The sequence below is a fragment of the Streptomyces sedi genome (assembly GCF_006335015.1).
Taxonomy (GTDB): domain Bacteria; phylum Actinomycetota; class Actinomycetes; order Streptomycetales; family Streptomycetaceae; genus Streptomyces; species Streptomyces sedi.
In genome coordinates this window covers 246688-265826 of record NZ_VDGT01000005.1, presented here as the reverse complement: position 1 = coordinate 265826, position 19139 = coordinate 246688, and the positions used below count along the sequence as shown (strand labels likewise).

The following is a 19139-nucleotide window of genomic DNA, read 5'->3' as shown; positions in this document are numbered from 1 at the left end:
TGGGTTGCCGGGTGAATCTGCTATGTCCCGTTATGGTGCAGAATGCGCAATCAACGGGAGAATCGATGATCCAGACCATCGGACTCACCAGTGCGTCGCGGCGGGGCAGGCCGCTCGCCGTCGACGACCTCACGTTCGAGGCGGGGGCCGGAGAGGTCACCGTGCTGTTGGGGCCTTCGGGAGCCGGCAAGTCGACGGCTCTGCGGCTGATGCTCCAACTGGCGCCGGGGCGCGGGGTGGCCCTCTTCCGGGGGCGGTCGCTGTCGCGAATGCCCCAGCCCCAGCGGGAGATCGGCACGCTCCTCGGCGACGTGCCAGGACACCCGAGACGCTCGGCGGTGGGACATCTTCGGATGCTGGCGGCGGCGGCCGGGGTGCCGGCGGGGCGCGCCGACGAGGTGCTGGAGGTGGTCGGGCTCACCGGCCTGGCGGGGCAGCGGTTGGGGAGGTTCTCCCGCGGCATGGACCGCAGGCTCGGACTGGCCGCGGCGCTGCTCGGGGACCCGCACACGCTGGTGCTCGACGATCCGGAGAGCGGCCTGTCACCAAGGGAAAGGGGGTGGGCGCAGGGCCTGTTGAGGGGATACGCCGAGCAGGGCGGGACCGTGCTGATGACCGCGACCGACGCCATGGAGGCGGCGCGGGTCGCCGACCGTGTCGTGAGCGTGGACGGCGGACGGCTGGTTGCCGACCAGCGGATCGCGGACTTCCGTCGGACCCGGCTCCGTCCCAGGGTGGCGGTGCGCAGCCCGCACGCCGAGAGGCTGGCCACCGTGCTCCAGCACCGACTGCGCGCCACGGCCCCGGTGGAGGTGGTGCGGGAGGCGGGCAACCGGCTCTCGGTGTACGGCAGTGACCTCGCCACCGTTGGCGAGATCGCCCACCAGCACCGGATCGTGGTCCACCAACTCGCCGACGAGATCGGTGACGCCGGGGATCGCGCGCCGATCGGCCCGTTGCGGCGGGCCGACGGACGGCCTGACGACGCCGGCGGTGCCCACCGGGGGCAGGAGCCGAAGACCGTGGTGCTCGTGCCCAGGGTCGAGGCGAGCACCTCGGCCGTGACCGAGGTCGGAGGGGCGGAGGAGACCGTCCCTGCGGGGGAGGGCGAAGTCGCGCCGTCCGAGGAGCTTGAGGGCGGCACGGCGACGACGCGTCCCAGGACCGCCGCTCCCGTCGCCGTCACCGCGTCCGCCGTCATCGGCTCAGGGGCGGGTTCGTCCCGGGCCCCGACGGGAACGGCGGTCGACACCCTGCCGCCTCCCGCGCGCGAGCGCCTCGCCAGCGCGCCCGCCGCCCGGGACGGCGCGGGCCCCGAGTCCGGAGCCGGTGCCCTCGCGGGCGGTGGCCGGGTGACCGTCCGCCCCGGACTGCCCCCGGCGCTTCCGGCGCTCCCCCCGCCGGGCCCGGGGTGGCCGCTCCGCTACGAGTTGCGCCGCTGGTCCGGTACCGGCACCGCCTGGTGGGTCATGGCGCTGGCGCTGTTCGCCGGTCTGGTGGTCGCGGTCGCTCTCGCCTGGACCGGTTCCCCGCCGCCCGAGCGTCTGCTCAGCGGATGGGCCGAGCCGCTTCCGCTGCCGCCGGCGGCAGCGGCGGCGGGGGTGCTGGGGGCGTTGGCCTTCGGGCAGGAGTTCCGCTTTCCCGCGTTGGCGCACTCCAGTCGGCAGGTGCCGCGCCGACTCTCGCTGCTGGCGGGCAAGTTGGCGGTATGCGGCGTCGCCGCGCTGCTGCTGTGCGCCGCCGCGATCGCGGTGAACTCCGCGGCCCTGACCCTGCTGCTCGGCACGCGGGGCCCGACCCCCGAGTCCTGGCCCTCCGCGTTCGAGAGTACGGCCGCGCTCTCCGTGGGATGCGCCTGGGCCGGACTGCTGGCCGCCGGGGTCTTCCGTTCCGCGCTGGTCGGAGTGGGCGCGGTCGCCGCGGTTCCGCTCGCGCTGGCCCCGGCGCTGCGGATGGTGCCCGACAGCCCGATCGGTCGCGAACTCGAAGGGCTGCCCGAGCGCCTCACCGCCCTGACCACCCTGCCCTTCGCGTCGCTGCTGGACCGCTGGCTGACCGCCTCGGTGCGGCTGGCCGCCCAGCCCCTGGGCTGGGCGCTGGCCCTCGCCCTGGCCGCTCTGCTCTGCGGCTACGCGTTGGTCGGGTTGCGCCGTGTCCGGCGGTGACCCCCGGTGCCGACTCCCCGATGCCGGGGCGCGGCCGAACTCGGTGACGCGAAGGGGTAGTTGGCGAACAGCGGTGCGGAAGGGGCGCGTTCAGTGGTGTGAGGTGGCGGCCTGAGATCGAAGCGCTGATACGGCGTGCACGGGACGGTCCATTTCCTTCCGGTTAGACGTCAATTATGCGGGAGTCGCCGATCACCCTTTCGTGTGCTTTTCACCAAAGACCTCAAGGTGCCCAGCGGGGCCGCCGACAAAGGAGGCGTGACTACCCTTGCGCACTCCATGATGACCGCCACCCGCTCCGCCGACTCCGGCCCCGCCGGACGGCGCAGCGAGTTCGACCGCTACTCCTACGCCGAGTCCACCGGCTCGGCCCGCACCACCAACGCCCCCGCCTGGGACGGCGGCGACTCCGACATGGGGCGCGTCGGCCGCCGCGCCGCCGGGAACCGCGGCCGTGGCCTGCACGGTCAACTCGTCCAGCAGCTCGGTCAGATGATCGTCTCCGGCGACCTCGGCGCCGACCGCCCGCTGGTTCCCGAGGAGATCGGCCAGCGCTTCGAGGTCTCCCGCACCGTCGTGCGCGAGTCGCTGCGCGTGCTGGAGGCCAAGGGCCTGGTGAGCGCCCGCCCCAACGTCGGCACCCGGGTTCGCCCCGTCGGCGACTGGAACCTCCTCGACCCCGACATCATCGAGTGGCGCGCCTTCGGCCCCCAGCGCGAGGACCAGCGCCGCGAGCTGTGCGAGCTGCGGCTGACCATCGAGCCGCTCGCCGCCCGGCTCGCCGCCGCCGACGCCGGGGACGAAGTCCGGCAGCGCCTCGGCGACATGGTGGACATCATGACCCACACCCTCGCCCAGGGTGACGCGTTGACCTTCGCACGCGCCGACGCCGAGTTCCACGGGCTGATCCTCCAGTCCGCCGGGAACCGGATGCTGGAGCACCTCTCCGGCATCGTGGCCTCCGCGCTCCAGGTCTCCGGCGGCGCCGCCTCCGGGTGCGAGCACCCGACCGAGGCTTCCGTCGCGCTCCACCAGCGGATCGTGGACGCGATCGGCTCCGGTGAGCCGCCGGCCGCCGAGACGGCGATGCGCCAACTCCTCACGTTCTCCTCCGATGCGCCGGCCGCGCCGACCGCTCCCGCGGGCGCCGACCATGTCGTTCCCGCCCCCCGAGAGCACTGAACGACGCCTCGGTCCGCGCCCGCGGAGCGTCGGGGCGGGCCGCTGAGACGTGCGTCGCCGGGCCCGTTCCGGGCCGGGTTCCGGCGACGCGTTTGCCTCGGCCCGCTACAGTCGAGCGTGCGGTGTGACTCGGGACACGTGAAAGCTGCGTAACGCTTCGGGGAGCAGCGCGATGAACCTAGAGGTGGCAGCAGCGGGCGGAGCGTCCGTCCGCGGTACCCACCGCCACAGCCGTCGGCGCCCCGGTCGTCGGTCGTGGCCCCGCTTCCAGCGAGCGGGCTCAAGCCGTTCCCTGAGTTTCCGAGAGGTTGTTCGTGTCGGCCAGCACTTCCCGTACTCTCCCCGCAGAGATCGCCGAGTCAAATTCTGTGATGGCGCTCATCGAACGGGGAAAGGCTGAGGGGCAGATCGCCGGCGACGATGTGCGCCGGGCCTTCGAGGCTGACCAGATCCCGTCAACCCAGTGGAAGAACGTTCTGCGCAGCCTCAACCAGATCCTCGACGAGGAGGGCGTGACGCTGATGGTGAGTGCCGCCGAGGCGCCCAAGCGCACCCGGAAGAGTGTCGCCGCGAAGACGACGGCCAAGCGCACCGCGACGAAGACAGTCGCCGCCAAGACGGCCCCGGTCAAGAAGGCCACCGCGCTGGCCCCTCCCGACGAATCGGTCGCCGAGTCCCAGGCCCCGGCCGACGGCTCGGCCGCCGAGGCGGCGAGGAGGGCCCCGGACAAGAAGGCCGCCCCCGCGAAGAAGGCCGTCGCGAAGAAGGCGGCCCCGGCCAAGAAGGCCACCGCCAAGAAGGCCCCGGCCAAGAAGACGGCGGGCAAGAAGGACGAGCCCAAGAAGGAGCTGGTCGACGAGTTCCTGGAGGGCGAGGAGGACGCGACCGACGAGCCGGCCGAGCGTGCCGCCCGCGCCGGTGCGCCCGCCGAGGGGCCCGAGGGCGGCGCCAAGCAGGAGAACGAGGGCTTCGTCCTCTCGGACGACGACGAGGACGACGCTCCGGCCCAGCAGGTGGCCGCCGCGGGCGCCACCGCCGACCCGGTCAAGGACTACCTGAAGCAGATCGGCAAGGTCCCCCTGCTCAACGCCGAGCAGGAGGTCGAGCTCGCCAAGCGGATCGAGGCGGGGCTCTTCGCCGAGGACAAGCTGGCGAGCGCCGACAAGATCGCGCCCAAGCTCCAGCGCGAGCTGGAGATCATCTCCGAGGACGGCCGCCGCGCCAAGAACCACCTGCTGGAGGCCAACCTCCGTCTGGTGGTCTCCCTGGCCAAGCGCTACACCGGACGCGGGATGCTCTTCCTGGACCTGATCCAGGAGGGCAACCTGGGCCTGATCCGCGCGGTGGAGAAGTTCGACTACACCAAGGGCTACAAGTTCTCCACGTACGCCACCTGGTGGATCCGGCAGGCGATCACCCGCGCGATGGCCGACCAGGCCCGCACCATCCGCATCCCGGTGCACATGGTCGAGGTCATCAACAAGCTGGCCCGGGTGCAGCGGCAGATGCTCCAGGACCTCGGCCGGGAGCCGACCCCGGAGGAACTGGCCAAGGAGCTGGACATGACCCCCGAGAAGGTGGTCGAGGTCCAGAAGTACGGCCGGGAGCCGATCTCGCTGCACACCCCCCTCGGCGAGGACGGGGACAGCGAGTTCGGAGACCTGATCGAGGACTCCGAGGCCGTGGTGCCCGCCGACGCGGTGAGTTTCACGTTGCTGCAGGAGCAGTTGCATTCCGTGCTGGACACGCTCAGCGAGCGTGAGGCCGGCGTGGTCTCGATGCGCTTCGGACTGACCGACGGGCAGCCCAAGACCCTGGACGAGATCGGCAAGGTCTACGGCGTCACCCGGGAGCGGATCCGGCAGATCGAGTCCAAGACGATGTCCAAGCTGCGGCACCCGTCGCGCTCCCAGGTGCTGCGCGACTACCTGGACTGAGCGTCCCCGGGCCGCACCGGGCCGGACGTGTGTGAGGGCCGGCACCCCGCCCGGGGTGCCGGCCCTCACACACGTCCGTACTCGCCCACGAGAGCCCTTGTCGGAGCCCGCACGCACGGAAACGGGCGGTCGCCCCCAAGGTGGCCGGGGACGACCGCCCGTCGTCCGGCTGTGCCGGACCGAGCCCGTCGGTGTGGTGGAGACGTCAGGACGTCATGTCAACGCTCGTCGTCCTGAGCGCTCGCCGGCGTCGCGGTGAGCTTCTCCGTCTCGTCCTGTATCTCAGCGGCGATCTTCTTGAGTTCTGGCTGGAACTTGCGGCCGTGGTGAGCGCAGAAGAGCAGCTCTCCGCCGCTGAGGAGGACCACACGCAGGTACGCCTGGGCGCCGCAGCGGTCGCAGCGGTCCCCGGCGGTCAGCGGGGTCGCGGGGGTCAGAACAGTAGTCACGTCGCCTCTTCTCTAGCTCGACGAGCTGTCGTACCAGGGACAACATCCAACCAGGCCGAGAACGTTCCCGCTCGCGGCTTCTCGAACGGAGGCTCCGTGCGAGGTGACCGGACGCTGCCCGGTGGCGGCGAATGTGCCGTATTGCTGTGGTGCTGGTCTTCGCTTGCTAATACGCGTTGTCGCGTCTTTTTGTTCCCGGCTACCTCGACGTATCCGGATGTCGGTATTCGTTCTGGAGGACGTGCCCGGAGCCTAGAGGGTTCATGCCCCGAAGGAAACACGATGTACACGTCACCCTCCCAGCTCGATCGAACGTACGAACGATTGTGGGCTACCCTGATCTTCCCGGGGAGCCGCACAACCCTCTCCTATGGCCTCGGTACCCTCTGAGCGGTACTCCGCCACATCTCAGAATTCAGCGAGGAGCGAACCCGCGTGACCGCCGACACCTCCGTGCCGTCCACCGCACTGCTGACCGGGGCCGATCCAGGGGGCAACTACACCGCGCGTCACCTGTTGGTTCTGGAGGGTCTCGAAGCGGTCCGCAAGCGCCCCGGCATGTACATCGGCTCCACGGACAGCCGTGGGCTGATGCACTGCCTCTGGGAGATCATCGACAACTCCGTCGACGAGGCGCTGGGCGGCCACTGCGACCGGATCGAGGTCCTGCTGCACGCCGACGGCTCCGTCGAGGTCCGGGACAACGGCCGCGGCATCCCCGTCGACGTGGAGCCCAAGACGGGCCTCTCCGGCGTCGAGGTGGTCATGACCAAGCTGCACGCCGGCGGGAAGTTCGGCGGTGGCTCCTACGCCGCCTCCGGCGGTCTGCACGGCGTGGGCGCCTCCGTGGTCAACGCGCTCTCCGCGCGGCTGGACGTCGAGGTCGACCGGGGCTCGAAGACGCACGCCATCAGCTTCCGCCGGGGCACCCCCGGGATCTTCACCGAGTCGGGGCCGGACGCCCCGTTCGAGCCGGCCGGTGGGCTGCGCGTCGGCCGGAAGAAGTCCTCCAAGGCGCGCACCGGCACCCGGGTGCGCTACTGGGCGGACCGCCAGATCTTCCTCAAGGACGCCAGGCTCTCCCTGGAGAACCTGTACAACCGCGCCCGGCAGACCGCCTTCCTGGTGCCGGGTCTGACCATCTCGGTGAGCGACCAGCGCGGGATCGACGGCGCGGAGCACTCCACGGAGGTGTTCCACTACGACGGCGGGATCAGCGAGTTCTGCGAGTATCTGGCGGCCGATCGACCGATCTGTGACGTTCTGCGACTGCGTGGTTCCGGAACGTTCAAGGAGACCGTGCCGGTCCTGGACGACCGGGGCCACATGATCCCCACCGAGGTCCGCCGCGAGCTCGACGTGGACGTCGCGCTGCGCTGGGGCACCGGTTACGAGTCGACCGTGCGGTCCTTCGTCAACATCATCGCCACCCCCAAGGGGGGAACCCATGTCGCCGGCTTCGAGCGGGCGCTGCGCGGCACGGTCAACGAGGTGCTGCGGTCGGCGAAGCTGCTGCGGGTGGCCGAGGACGACGTGGCCAAGGACGACGCGTTGGAGGGGCTCACCGCCGTCGTGACCGTCCGGCTGGCCGAGCCGCAGTTCGAGGGCCAGACCAAGGAGGTCCTCGGTACCTCGGCGGCCACCCGGATCGTGGCGCAGGTGGTGGCCAAGGAGCTGAAGGCGTTCCTGACCTCCACGAAGCGTGACGACAAGCAGCAGGCCCGCGCGGTCCTGGAGAAGGTCGTCGCGGCTGCCAGGACCCGGATCGCCGCCCGCCAGCACAAGGAGGCCCAGCGGCGGAAGACCGCGCTGGAGTCCTCCGCGCTGCCCGCCAAGCTCGCCGACTGCCGCAGCGACGAGGTGGAGCGCAGCGAGCTGTTCATCGTCGAGGGGGACAGCGCGCTGGGCACGGCCAAGCTCGCGAGGAACAGCGAGTTCCAGGCGCTGCTGCCGATCCGGGGCAAGATTCTCAACGTGCAGAAGTCCTCCGTCTCCGACATGCTCAAGAACGCCGAGTGCGGGGCCATCATCCAGGTGATAGGAGCCGGTTCCGGGCGGACCTTCGACATCGACCAGGCGCGCTACGGGCGGGTGATCTTCCTCGCCGACGCGGACGTCGACGGCGCGCACATCCGCTGCCTGCTGCTCACGCTCTTCCAGCGGTACATGCGGCCCATGGTCGAGCAGGGCCGGGTCTTCTCGGCGGTGCCCCCGCTGCACCGGATCGAGCTGTCCAACCCCAAGCGCGGGCAGGAGAAGTACCACTACACCTACTCGGACAACGAACTCCGGCAGACGCTTCTGGACTTCGAGCGCCGCGGCGTGCGCTACAAGGAGTCGATCCAGCGCTACAAGGGCCTTGGCGAGATGGACGCGGACCAGCTGGCCGAGACCACCATGGACCCGCGCAAGCGGACCCTGAGGCGGATCAACATCGGCGACCTGGAGGCCGCCGAGGAGGCGTTCAGCCTTCTGATGGGCAACGAGGTGGCGCCGCGCCGGGAGTTCATCGCGTCCTCGGCGGCCACGTTGGACCGGTCGCGGATCGACACCTGACCGGGCCCGCCCGGTCCGGCGGTTCGGCCGCCCGGGTCAGCGCCGGGCGGCCCCGTGGCGTCCCCACGGCCGGGCAACGGCCGTCGGGGCGCGCTGTCGGTGGCGTCGCCTAGAGTGACCGGGAAAGACGCCACCCGAGGCGGAGGGAGTCGCGGCGGTGACGACGGGCGGGCGGATCCCGGTGCTGGTGCTCGCGGGGTTCCTGGGCGCGGGCAAGACCACGTTGCTCAACCATCTGCTGACCAACGCCCCCGGGCTGCGCGTCGGCGCCGTGGTCAACGACTTCGGCAGCGTCCCGGTGGACGCGCTGACCGTCGCGGGCCAGGTGGACTCGATGGTCTCCTTCGGCAACGGCTGCCTCTGTTGCGCCACCGACACCGAGGAGTTGGACGAGGCGCTGGCCAGGCTCGCCGATCCGGCCGCCGCCATCGACCTGATCGTGATCGAGGCCAGCGGCCTGGCCGAGCCGCCCACCCTGGTGCGGATGGTGCTCGCCAGCGACCAGCCGGGGATCGTCTACGGCGGGCTGGTGCAGGTGGTGGACGCCGTCGAGCACGACGGGCTGCGCGCCCGGCAGCCCGCCACGGACCGCTACACGGCGCTGGCCGACCTGGTGGTGCTGAACAAGACGGACCTGGTGCCGGCGGAGGAACGGGCCGCGCTGCTCGCCGCGTTGCGGGAGCGGTCCGGCGGGGCTCCGGTGGTGGCCGCCCGCCACGGGCGGGTCGACCCGGGGCTGCTCGTCGACGGTCCTGGCGGCGACCGTTCGGCGCGGGAGGCGGGGCCGAGGCAGCTGTCCTTCGCGGACCTGCTGGCCGAGACGCGAGGACAGCGCGAGGACGGGGACCACGGGGAGCACGGCGCGTTCGGCCACGACCACCCGCACGCCGGTTACGAGAGCGTGAGCTTCCACAGTGAACGCCCGCTGGATCCCGGCGGGTTGATGGACTTCCTCGACGGCCGCCGCGAGGGCCTCTACCGGATCAAGGGCTTCGTGGACCTGGCCGGCGTCGGGCGCCACACCCTGCACGCCGTCGGGCGCTTCCTGCGCTTCTTCCCCGATCCGCCGCCGGCCGAGGGCCCCGAGACCACCAGCCTGGTGCTGATCGGCTCCGGCCTCGACGCCGAGGCGCTCACCAAGGAGCTGGCCGGCTGTGTGGCCCCGCCCGCCTCCGCCGGCGCGCCCGCCGACGGCGTGGTGCGGATGGCTCGTTACCTCGCGCGCGAGGCGGAGCCGACGGAGGAGCCGACGGAGGAGCCGCCCGATCCCGGCGGGGCGGCGGGCCCTGGGGCCCTCCACCCCGCCGGGCGGCAGGCGTAGGCCGTGCCCGGCGGATCCGTGCGTCCGCCGGGCCACCGCTAGCCGACGGGCCCCGCCAGGGCCGTGACCTCCTTGGCCAGCGGGGTGCCCGAGCCGTCGCGGCGCGGATCGACCTCCGGCAGCGTCACGGGCGTGCCGTTCCTGCCGGATGCCCGCGCCGGCGCGCCGCCGGCCCAGGCGAAGACCAGCCGCTCCTCGCCCTTCAGGAAGCGCTGGCAGCGCACCCCTCCCGTGGCCCGTCCCTTTCTCGGGTACTGGTCGAACGGCGTCAGCTTCGCCGTCCCCAGGTCGTCCAGCGTCCCGGAGCCGCCAGCCACCGTGAAGACCACCGCGTCGCGCGCCGGGTCGACCACGGTGAAGGAAAGCACCCGCACCCCCTCGCCCAGCTTGACCCCGGCCATCCCGCCGGCCTGCCGCCCCTGCGGGCGTACCTGCGCCGCCGGATACCGCAGCAGCTGGGCCTCCTCGGTGATGAAGACCAGGTCCTCCTCGCCGGTCTGCAACTCGGCGGCCCCCACGATCCGGTCCCCCTCGCGCAGCGAGATGACCTCCAACTCCTCCTTGTTCGCCGGGTAGTCGGGGACCACCCGCTTCACCACGCCCTGCTCGGTGCCGATGGCGAGACCGGGGGAGGACTCGTCGAGCGTGGTCAGGCAGATCACCCGCTCGTCTCCCTCCAGCGAGACGAACTCGGACAGCCCCGCCCCGCCCGCCAGGCTGGAGGCCGAGGCGGACGGCGGCAGCGTCGGCAGGTCGACGACCGAGATCCGCAGCAGCCGGCCCGTCGAGGTGACGGCGCCCACCTCGCCACGGATCGTGGACTGCACCGCGGAGACGACCAGGTCGTGCTTGCCGCGCTTGGCCGTCTCGCTCAGGGAACCCTCGCCGTCGGCGGTGCGGGCCAGCAGCCCCGTCGAGGAGAGCAGCACCCGGCACGGGTCGTCGGAGACCTCCAGCGGCACCACGTCGACGGCCGCACCCGACGCCTCCACCAGCTCGGTGCGGCGCGGGGTGGCGAACTTCTTGGCGACGTCCGCCAGTTCGCCGGAGACCAGCTTGCGCAGCTCGGCGTCCGACTCCAGGATCCGGGTCAGCTCCTCGATCTCCCCGCGCAGCCGGTCCCGCTCGGACTCCAGCTCGATCCGGTCGAAACGGGTCAACCGGCGCAGCGGCGTGTCCAGGATGTACTGCGTCTGGATCTCCGACAGCTCGAAGTGGCCCATCAGCGACTCCTTGGCCGCCGCCGCGTTGTCGCTCGACCTGATCAGCCGGATCACCTCGTCGATGTCCAGCAGCGCCACCAGCAGGCCCTCGACCAGGTGCAGCCGGTCCCGGTGCTTGCCACGGCGGAACTCGCTGCGCCGGCGCACCACCTCGAAGCGGTGGTCGACATAGACCTGGAGCAGCTCCCGCAGCCCCATGGTGAGGGGCTGACCGTCCACCAGGGCCACGTTGTTGATGCCGAAGGTCTCCTCCATCGGCGTCAGCTTGTACAGCTGGGCCAGCACGGCCTCGGGGTTGAAGCCGTTCTTCACCTCGATGACCAGGCGCAGGCCGTTCTCCCGGTCGGTGAGGTCCTTGACGTCGGCGATGCCGGTCAGGCGCTTGGAGTTGACCAGGTCCTTGATCTTGCCGATGACCTTCTCCGGGCCGACGGCGAACGGCAGCTCGGTGACGATCAGGCCCCTGCGGCGCGCGGAGACCTTCTCCACCGTGACCGTCGCGCGCATCTTGAACGTGCCGCGGCCCGTCCGGTAGGCGTCCCTGATGCCGTCGAGGCCGACGATCTGGCCCCCGGTGGGCAGGTCGGGGCCCGGCACGATGCGTAGCAGCGTCTCCAGGTCGGCGTTCGGGTGCTTGATCAGGTGGCGGGCGGCTGCGACGACCTCGCCCAGGTTGTGCGGGGGCATGTTGGTCGCCATGCCGACGGCGATGCCGCTGGAGCCGTTGACCAGCAGGTTGGGGTAGGCGGCCGGCAGCGTGGCCGGCTCCTGCTCGCTGCCGTCGTAGTTCGGCGTGAAGTCGACCGTGTCCTCGTCGATCGAGGCCACCAGCAGGCCGGCCGCCGAGGCGGAACGACACTCGGTGTACCGCATCGCCGCGGGCGGGTCGTCGTTCCCCAGGGAACCGAAGTTCCCATGGCCGTCGACCAACGGCAGCCGCATGGAGAACTGCTGGGCCATCCGGACCAGCGCGTCGTAGATCGCCGAGTCGCCGTGCGGATGGAGCTTGCCCATCACCTCGCCGACGACTCGCGCGCACTTCACATACGAACGGTCGGGCCTCAGGCCCATGTCGTGCATCTGGTAGAGGATGCGGCGCTGCACCGGCTTCAGACCGTCCCGCGCGTCGGGCAGGGCGCGCGAGTAGATCACCGAGTACGCGTACTCCAGGAAGGAGCCCCGCATCTCATCGACCACATCGATGTCGAGGATCCGCTCCTCGAACTCCTCAGGAGGCGGGGACTGCTTGCTGCTGCGGGCCATCGCGGCAGTGCTCCTTCGTACGGTCGGTCGGTTGCTGGCGACCATTGTGGACCGCCCCGCTGACAACCGGGAACTTCGCACACCCCGGCTCACCTTGCATAAGGTGACAGACACCTCAACCGACCGAACGAAGGGACCTCATGTCCATGGGCCACACGGCCAGCACGGAGGATACCGTCGGTGGGCTCACCGCGACGGAGCACAGACTCGCCAACGGCCTGCGGGTGGTGCTCTCCGAGGACCATCTGACTCCGGTGGCCGCCGTCTGCATCTGGTACGACGTCGGCTCCCGACACGAGGTCAAGGGCCGCACCGGGTTGGCGCACCTCTTCGAGCATCTGATGTTCCAGGGCTCGCGGCAAGTCACGGGCAACGGGCACTTCGAGCTGGTGCAGGGCGCCGGCGGTTCGCTCAACGGCACCACCAGCTTCGAGCGCACCAACTACTTCGAGACCATGCCGGCGCACCAGTTGGAGCTGGCGCTGTGGCTGGAAGCCGACCGCATGGGGACGCTGCTGAGCGCCCTGGACGACGAGTCCATGGAGAACCAGCGCGACGTCGTCAAGAACGAGCGCCGGCAGCGTTATGACAATGTGCCCTACGGCACCGCCTTCGAGAAGCTGACCTCCATGGTCTTCCCCGAGGGCCATCCCTACCACCACACCCCCATCGGCTCGATGGAGGACCTGGACGCGGCCTCACTGGAGGACGCCAGGGCGTTCTTCCGCACCTACTACGCCCCGAACAACGCGGTGTTGAGTGTCGTCGGGGACATCGACCCCGAACAGACGCTGGCCTGGGCCGAGAAGTACTTCGGCGGCATCCCCGGACACGACGGCAAGCGCCCGCCACGCGACGGCGCCCTGCCCGAGGTGATCGGCGAGGAGGTGCGCGAGCTGGTGCGCGAGGACGTGCCGGCCCGCGCGTTGATGGCCGTCTACCGGCTGCCGCAGGACGGCACCAGGGAGGCCGACGCCGCGGACCTGGCGCTCACCGCGCTCGGCGGCGGCGAGTCCTCCCGGCTCTACAACCGGCTGGTGCGCCACGACCGCACGGCGGTCTCCGCCGGCTTCGGGATGCTGCGGCTCGCCGGCGCGCCCTCCATGGGGTGGCTGGACGTGAAGACCTCGGGCGAGGCCGAGGTCGCCGAGATCGAGGCGGCCGTCGACGAGGAGCTGGCCAGGTTCGCCGCCGAGGGCCCGACGCCCGAGGAGATGGAGCGCGCCCAGGCCCAGCTGGAGCGCGAGTGGCTGGACCGACTCGCCACCGTCGGCGGTCGGGCCGACGAACTCTGCAAGTACGCCGTGCTGTTCGGCGACCCGACGCTGGCGCTCACCGCGGTCCAGCGCATTCTGACGATCACCCCGGACGAGGTGCGGGCGGTGGCCGCGGCGCGGCTGCGCCCCGACAACCGCGGGGTGTTGGTCTACGAGCCCACGCCGAACGCCGCGGACGGGGCCGACGACGAGGAGGGGGCCGGCAGTGAGTGACACCACCCAGAACGCGGCGGGCGCCGGGGCCGAGATGCCCCTGCACCCGCGTCCCACGGGCGGCGCCGCCAAGCCGTGGGCCTTCCCCGCGCCGGAGCGCGGCGCCCTGCCCAACGGGCTGACGGTGCTGCGCGCCCACCGCCCGGGGCAGCAGGTCGTCGCGGTCGACATCAACCTCACCGCGCCGCTGGAGTCCGAGCCCCGCGACCTGGAGGGCGTGGCCACCATCATGGCGCGCGGCCTCTCGGAGGGGACCGACCGGCACACGGCCGAGGAGTTCGCGGCCGAGCTGGAGCGGTGCGGTGCCACCCTGGACACGTTCGCCGACCACGTCGGGGTCCGCGTCTCCCTTGAGGTGCCGGCCTCCCGACTGGCCGGCGCGCTGCGGCTGGTGGCCGACGCGCTGCGCGCCCCCGCCTTCCCGGAGCACGAGATCGAGCGGCTGGTCGCCAACCGGCTGGACGAGATCCCGCACGAGCTGGCCAACCCGGGGCGGCGCGCGGCGATGACGCTGTACGCCGCGCTCTTCCCCGAGGAGTCCAGGCTCTCCCGGCCGCGCCAGGGCACCGCGGAGACCGTGCGGGACATCGACGCGAAGGCCGTGCGCGACTTCTACCGTGCCCATCTGCGGCCGGCCTCGGCCACCGCCGTGATCGTCGGCGACCTGACCGGGATCGACCTGGACGCGGTGCTCAAGGAGACGTTGGGCACGTGGACCGGCGCCGCCGCCGAGTCGGTCCGTCCGGCGCCGGTCGAGGTGCGGGACAGCCCGCGCGTGCTGATCGTCCACCGCCAGGACGCGGTCCAGACGCAGCTGCTGATCGCCCGGGTGGGACCCGACCGCCACGACCCGGTCTGGCCGGCGCACCGACTGGGCGTGTACTGCCTGGGCGGCACGTTGACCTCCCGGCTGGACAGGGTGCTGCGCGAGGAGAAGGGCTACACGTACGGGGTGCGGGCCTCCAGCCACGTGCTCCGCTCCAGCGCGGCGGGTGACGGCTTCTCGCTGCTGGGCATCAGGGGCTCGGTCGCCACCGATGTCACGGGTCCTGCGCTGGCCGACCTGTGGCAGGTGCTGCGCACGCTGGCCGCCGAGGGGCTGACCGAGGAGGAGCGTGACGCGGCCGTCCAGTTCCTCGTCGGCGTCGCGCCGTTGAGCTTCGAGACGGCGTCGGCCGTCGCGGGGGCGCTGGCCGACCAGGTCGAGGAGGAGCTGCCGGACGACTACCAGGCCAACCTCTACGCGAGGCTCGCGGAGACCGGCACGGTGGAGGCCACCGCCGCCGTCGTCCGGGCCTTCCCGCCGGACGGCCTGGTGACCGTGCTGGTCGGCGACGCCAAGCAGATCGCCGACCCGGTGCGGGAGCTGGGCATCGGCGAGGTCGAGGTGATCGGCGCCTAGCCGCGGTCGCCCCACCGGCGACCAGGGAAGCGCGTCCGGTGCCGGGCGCGCTTCTCCGTCGTTTTGCCCTCCCTTTCCGTACGGATGACCGAAAGGCGGTGGGTATCCTCAGGGCCGGCTATCGGAATTCCTGGTTTCTGCCCTACAGTTCGGTTGACCGACCCGGCGGTAATGCCACAGGGCGAATGCCGGCCACAGCTGTGGGGGTTGTTTGCATGCGTCTCTCAGCGCACACGGTATGCACCGCGATCAGGGACGACATCGTGGCCGGGCATCTGGTGCCGGGCTCCCGGCTGGCCGAGGAGCGGCTGGCGCGTCGGTACGGCGTCTCCCGGGTGCCGGTGCGCGAGGCCCTGCGCACGCTGGAGTCCGAGGGGTTCGTGGTCTCGCGTCGGCACGCCGGCGCCCGGGTGGCGCGGTTGGGCGACCGGGAGGCCGCGGACCTGCTGGAGGTGCGGGCGCTGGTCGAGCCGCTGGGCGCGGCCAGGGCGGCGCAACGGCGCACCGAGGCCCATCTGAAGGTGCTCCGCGGCCTGGTCAGGCTGGGGCGGCAGCGCGCGGGGCAGGGGCAGGAAGGCGACCTCAGGTCGTTGGGCGACTGGTTCCACGAGACGCTGGCGCAGGCCACCGGCAGCCCGGGACTCACCGAGCTGCTGGTGCAGTTGAGGCGGAAGGTCACCTGGCTCTACGCGGGCGAGCCCACCGCGGGCGCGGTCGCGCTGTGGCAGGAGCGGGGCGCGTTGGTGGACGCGATCGCGCGCGGGGACGCCGAGCGCGCCAGGGCGCTCTCGGCCGCCCAGCTCGCCAGGAGCGCGCCGCGGCGGAGGCAGTTCCACACGGTCGTGGTGAGCGGCGGGAAACCTGCCGTCAACACCGTGCGCGGTCAGATTTAACACCGGCGCGCTACACAGGAACGGGCGCCTTTCGGAAAACGCGCGCGACCCGGCACGCGCGTTTCCCCGGAGACGCTTTTCGCGACGCCCGCCGACAATTCACGGGCAGCGAACGCGTTTCCTCTCAGACGGTTTCGGGAAGCTCGTCGAGCCCCTCGGAAACAAGCCTCGCCAGACGTTCCAACGCGGCCTCGGCCGCCGGCAGGGCCTCCGGGGCGTCGGCGGGGGAGGACAGCACGATCTCCTCGCCGCCCTGGGCGCCCAGGCTGAGCACGGCGAGCATGGAGGCGGCGTTCACCGGGGTCCCGTCCGCCCGCGCGACGGTCACCGGCACTCCGGTGGCCGTCGCGGCCCGCACGAAGATCGAGGCGGGACGGGCGTGCAACCCCTCGGGCCAACCGATGGTGACGCGGCGCTCAACCATGTGTGTCCTTCCGTGGCACGGGCTTCCTCGGGCTTCGGTGACCAACGGTCGCGGGTCGGGTCCCGAGCCGCCCGCTGCGACCATGCCAACCGTACGCTGAAGCCATGGAGGCAACCGCCCAACCCGCCTACCCCACCCAGTGGGAGGCCGACGTGGTGCTGCGGGACGGCGGAACCGCGCACATCAGGCCCATCACGCCGGACGACGCCGACCGCCTGGTGAGCTTCTACGAGCGGGTCTCCGACGAGTCGAAGTTCTACCGCTTCTTCGCGCCCTACCCGCGCCTGTCCGACCGGGACGTGCACCGCTTCACCCACCACGACTACGTGGACCGGGTCGGTCTGGCGGCCACGGTCGGGGACGAGTTCCTGGCCACCGTCCGCTACGACCGGATCGACCGGCGGGGCCGCGCCGCCTCGCCGCCGGCCGACCTCGCCGAGGTCGCCTTCCTGGTCGAGGACGCCCACCAGGGGCGCGGCCTGGCCTCCACGCTGCTGGAGCACATCGCGGCCGTGGCCAGGGAGCGCGGGGTGCGGCGCTTCGAGGCCGAGGTGCTGCCCGCCAACCGCAAGATGATCAAGGTCTTCACCGACGCCGGCTACTCCCAGCGGCGCAGCTTCGCCGACGGGGCCGTCCGGCTCACCCTCGACCTGGCGCCGACCGCCGAGTCGCTGGCCGTCATGCGCGCCCGCGAGCAGCGGGCCGAGGCCCGCTCGGTGCATCGGCTGCTGACCCCCGGCAGCGTCGCCGTGGTCGGTGCCGGGCGCCGGCCCGGGGGCGCCGGACGCACCGTGCTGGCCGGGCTGCTCTCCGGCGGCTTCACCGGCGCGCTCTACGCCGTCAACCGCGAGCTGCCGCCGGATACCCGGATGTTGGGCGGGGCGCCGGCCTTCCGTTCGGTGCGGGAGATCCCGACCGCCGTGGACCTCGCCGTGCTGGCGGTGCCGGCCGCCGAGGTGGCCGGCGCGCTGGAGGACTGCGCCGAGCGCGGCGTCCAGGGGCTGGTGGTGATGGCCGCCGGCCACACCCGGGCAGCGCAGCGCGCCCTGGTGCGCCAGGCCAGGGCGCGCGGGATGCGGATCGTCGGCCCCAACGCGTTCGGCGTCATCAACACGGCGCCGGGGACACGGCTGAACGCCAGCCACGCGCCCCGGCTCCCGGCCGCGGGGCGGATCGGGCTGTTCACCCAGTCGGCCCCGATGGGCATCGCCGTCCTCGACGAGCTGGAGTCGCGCGGCGGCGGCCTGTCCACCTTCGTCTCCGCCGGCAACCGGGCGGACGTCTCGGGCAACGACGTGCTCCAGTTCTGGCAGGACGACGAGCGCACCCGGGTCGCGCTGCTCTATCTGGAGTCCGTCGGCAACCCGCGCAAGTTCACCCGTCTCGCCCGCCGCACCGCGCGGGCCGGCAAGCCCGTGGTGGTGGTGCGCGGCGGCCGGCACAGCGGCGGCGCGCCGCCGCTCGGCCACATCGTGCCGGCCAGCCAGGCGCCCGAGGAGACCGTCTCGGCGCTGCTGCGCCAGGCCGGGGTGATCGAGGCGGACACCGCCGTCGAACTCGTCGACATCGGGCTGCTGTTGGCGCAGCAGCCGCTGCCGGGCGGCCCCCGGGTCGCCGTGGTGGGCAACGCCCAGGCCGTCGGCCTCAGCGCGCACGACGCCTGCCGCGCCCAGCGGCTCCGCCCGCTGCCGCTGACCGGCCCGGGCGACGCGGCGGACGCCGCCGGGTTCGGCGCGGCGGTCGCCGCCGCCCTCGCCGACCCCGGCGCCGACGCGGTGCTGGTCGCGCTCGCGCCGACCGTCGCCGGTACCCTCGGCGCCGACGACCTGGCGACCGCGCTGCGCGCCGCCAGCGCCCGGGCGCGCGGCGACAAGCCGGTGGTGGTCGCCCAGCTCGCGCTGGACGAGCTGGCCGGCGCGATCGGCGCCAGGGGCATCCCCACCTACCCGTCGGCCGAGCGCGCGGCCCGCGCCCTGGCGCAGGCCGTGCGGCACGCCGAGTGGCTGGCCGGCGCGGCCAGGGCCGGCCGGGCCTTCGAGTTCCAGGACCTGGACCGGCCGGCCGCCGCCCGCCTCCTCGCCGAGGCCGACGGCGCCCGGGCGGCCGGCGAACGGCGGCTGCCGCCCGAGGCCACCGCCGCGCTCCTGGCCACCTACGGCATCGCCCTGGTCCCCGGCCGTCCGGCGCCCACCGCCGCCGACGCCGTGGCGGCGGCGGAGGAGCTGGGCTACCCGGTGGCGCTGCGGGCCGCCGCGCCCAGGCCGCGCCACAGCGCGGCGCCGGGCACCGTCCGGCTCGACCTGGCCACCGAGGCCGAACTCCGCCGCGCCTACGCCGAGTTGACCGAACGCCTGGGCGATCCGTCGCACAGTCGTCCGAGCGTCCAGCGAATGGCGCCCAGGGGCGTGGACACCGTCGTCGGCGCCACCGTGGACCCGACGCTCGGCGCGGTGCTCTCGTTCGGCCTCGCGGGGCCCGCCTCCGAGCTGCTCGGCGACATCGCCCACCGGTCGCTCCCCGTCACCGACCGGGATGTCGCCGGCCTGGTCCGCGCGATCAGGGCGGCCCCCATCCTCTTCGGCTGGCGTGGCTCCCCACCGGTCGACACCGGGGCGCTGGAGGAGCTGCTCGGCCGGCTGGGTCGACTTGTCGATGATCACCCGCAGGTCAGCGCCGTCGAGTTGGACCCGGTCGTCGTCGCCGAGCGCGGCGTGGCCGTGCTCTCGGCCACCGTGCGGGTCGGTCCGCCGCCGCCCCGCCCCGACCTGGGGCCGCGCCGGCTGCCCGCCTACTGACCGGTCACCGAGGTGCGCGGCGGAGCGCGCCGCCCGTCG

General features: G+C 72.6%; 12 protein-coding genes. 9 read left to right on the top strand and 3 right to left on the bottom strand.

Going from position 1 to position 19139, the window contains the following annotated elements:
• The first annotated feature begins 65 nt into the window (after window positions 1-65).
• The 3 genes from FH715_RS09530 to FH715_RS09520 all read left to right on the top strand — a co-directional run bounded on the left by FH715_RS09530 (window position 66) and on the right by FH715_RS09520 (window position 5284).
• On the top strand, window positions 66-2165 hold the full coding sequence (locus FH715_RS09530) for an ATP-binding cassette domain-containing protein (protein ID WP_139642905.1): 2100 nt from the start codon (window positions 66-68) through the stop codon (window positions 2163-2165).
• 204 nt (window positions 2166-2369) lie between these two features.
• On the top strand, window positions 2370-3347 hold the full coding sequence (locus FH715_RS09525) for a FadR/GntR family transcriptional regulator (RefSeq protein WP_139642902.1): 978 nt from the start codon (window positions 2370-2372) through the stop codon (window positions 3345-3347).
• 308 nt (window positions 3348-3655) lie between these two features.
• The gene (locus tag FH715_RS09520; RefSeq protein WP_139642900.1) at window positions 3656-5284 is read left to right on the top strand and encodes an RNA polymerase sigma factor; all 1629 of its coding nucleotides are present in this window, start codon (window positions 3656-3658) and stop codon (window positions 5282-5284) included.
• Between the two features lie 218 nt (window positions 5285-5502).
• Here FH715_RS09520 and FH715_RS09515 read toward each other — a convergent pair whose 3' ends face one another.
• A complete protein-coding gene (locus FH715_RS09515; protein WP_097232638.1) occupies window positions 5503-5733 on the bottom strand; it encodes a DUF7455 domain-containing protein in 231 nt (76 codons plus the stop codon).
• Window positions 5734-6168: 435 nt separating this feature from the next.
• Between FH715_RS09515 and FH715_RS09510 the strand changes: the two genes are divergently transcribed.
• Both FH715_RS09510 and FH715_RS09505 read left to right on the top strand, forming a co-directional pair.
• Window positions 6169-8289, top strand: coding sequence for a DNA gyrase/topoisomerase IV subunit B (locus FH715_RS09510; protein ID WP_139642896.1), 2121 nt, complete (start codon window positions 6169-6171; stop codon window positions 8287-8289).
• 157 nt (window positions 8290-8446) lie between these two features.
• Entirely contained in the window at window positions 8447-9610 is a 1164-nt protein-coding gene (locus tag FH715_RS09505; protein ID WP_139642894.1) for a CobW family GTP-binding protein, read from the top strand.
• 38 nt (window positions 9611-9648) lie between these two features.
• Here FH715_RS09505 and FH715_RS09500 read toward each other — a convergent pair whose 3' ends face one another.
• Window positions 9649-12096 carry a DNA gyrase/topoisomerase IV subunit A gene (locus FH715_RS09500; protein ID WP_139642891.1) on the bottom strand — a complete coding sequence of 816 codons (2448 nt, stop codon included), beginning with the start codon at window positions 12094-12096 and terminating at the stop codon, window positions 9649-9651.
• Between the two features lie 146 nt (window positions 12097-12242).
• Here FH715_RS09500 and FH715_RS09495 point away from each other — a divergent pair, with 146 nt between their 5' ends.
• From FH715_RS09495 to FH715_RS09485, 3 genes are all read left to right on the top strand, one after another.
• Complete coding sequence (locus FH715_RS09495) at window positions 12243-13586, top strand: M16 family metallopeptidase (protein ID WP_139643107.1); 1344 nt, start codon at window positions 12243-12245, stop codon at window positions 13584-13586.
• Between the two features lie 34 nt (window positions 13587-13620).
• Window positions 13621-14988 carry a M16 family metallopeptidase gene (locus FH715_RS09490; protein WP_139643104.1) on the top strand — a complete coding sequence of 456 codons (1368 nt, stop codon included), beginning with the start codon at window positions 13621-13623 and terminating at the stop codon, window positions 14986-14988.
• Between the two features lie 215 nt (window positions 14989-15203).
• Window positions 15204-15881, top strand: a complete 678-nt coding sequence (locus FH715_RS09485; RefSeq protein ID WP_139642888.1) for a GntR family transcriptional regulator — start codon at window positions 15204-15206, stop codon at window positions 15879-15881.
• A gap of 124 nt (window positions 15882-16005) precedes the next feature.
• On the opposite strand, the gene FH715_RS09480 is transcribed toward FH715_RS09485, so the two are convergent.
• Window positions 16006-16305, bottom strand: coding sequence for an HPr family phosphocarrier protein (locus FH715_RS09480; protein WP_139642885.1), 300 nt, complete (start codon window positions 16303-16305; stop codon window positions 16006-16008).
• Between the two features lie 104 nt (window positions 16306-16409).
• Between FH715_RS09480 and FH715_RS09475 the strand changes: the two genes are divergently transcribed.
• The gene (locus tag FH715_RS09475; RefSeq protein WP_139642882.1) at window positions 16410-19100 is read left to right on the top strand and encodes a bifunctional acetate--CoA ligase family protein/GNAT family N-acetyltransferase; all 2691 of its coding nucleotides are present in this window, start codon (window positions 16410-16412) and stop codon (window positions 19098-19100) included.
• The last annotated feature ends 39 nt before the right edge of the window (window positions 19101-19139 follow it).

Excerpts from the sequence above, each read along its gene's own strand:
- FH715_RS09530 (WP_139642905.1), top strand. The coding sequence starts at position 66 with ATGATCCAGACCATCGGACTCACCAGTGCGTCGCGGCGGGGCAGGCCG.
- FH715_RS09500 (WP_139642891.1), bottom strand. The coding sequence starts at position 12,096 with ATGGCCCGCAGCAGCAAGCAGTCCCCGCCTCCTGAGGAGTTCGAGGAG.
- FH715_RS09495 (WP_139643107.1), top strand. The coding sequence starts at position 12,243 with ATGGGCCACACGGCCAGCACGGAGGATACCGTCGGTGGGCTCACCGCG.
- FH715_RS09490 (WP_139643104.1), top strand. The coding sequence starts at position 13,621 with ATGCCCCTGCACCCGCGTCCCACGGGCGGCGCCGCCAAGCCGTGGGCC.
- FH715_RS09485 (WP_139642888.1), top strand. The coding sequence starts at position 15,204 with ATGCGTCTCTCAGCGCACACGGTATGCACCGCGATCAGGGACGACATC.
- FH715_RS09480 (WP_139642885.1), bottom strand. The coding sequence starts at position 16,305 with ATGGTTGAGCGCCGCGTCACCATCGGTTGGCCCGAGGGGTTGCACGCC.
- FH715_RS09475 (WP_139642882.1), top strand. The coding sequence starts at position 16,410 with ATGGAGGCAACCGCCCAACCCGCCTACCCCACCCAGTGGGAGGCCGAC.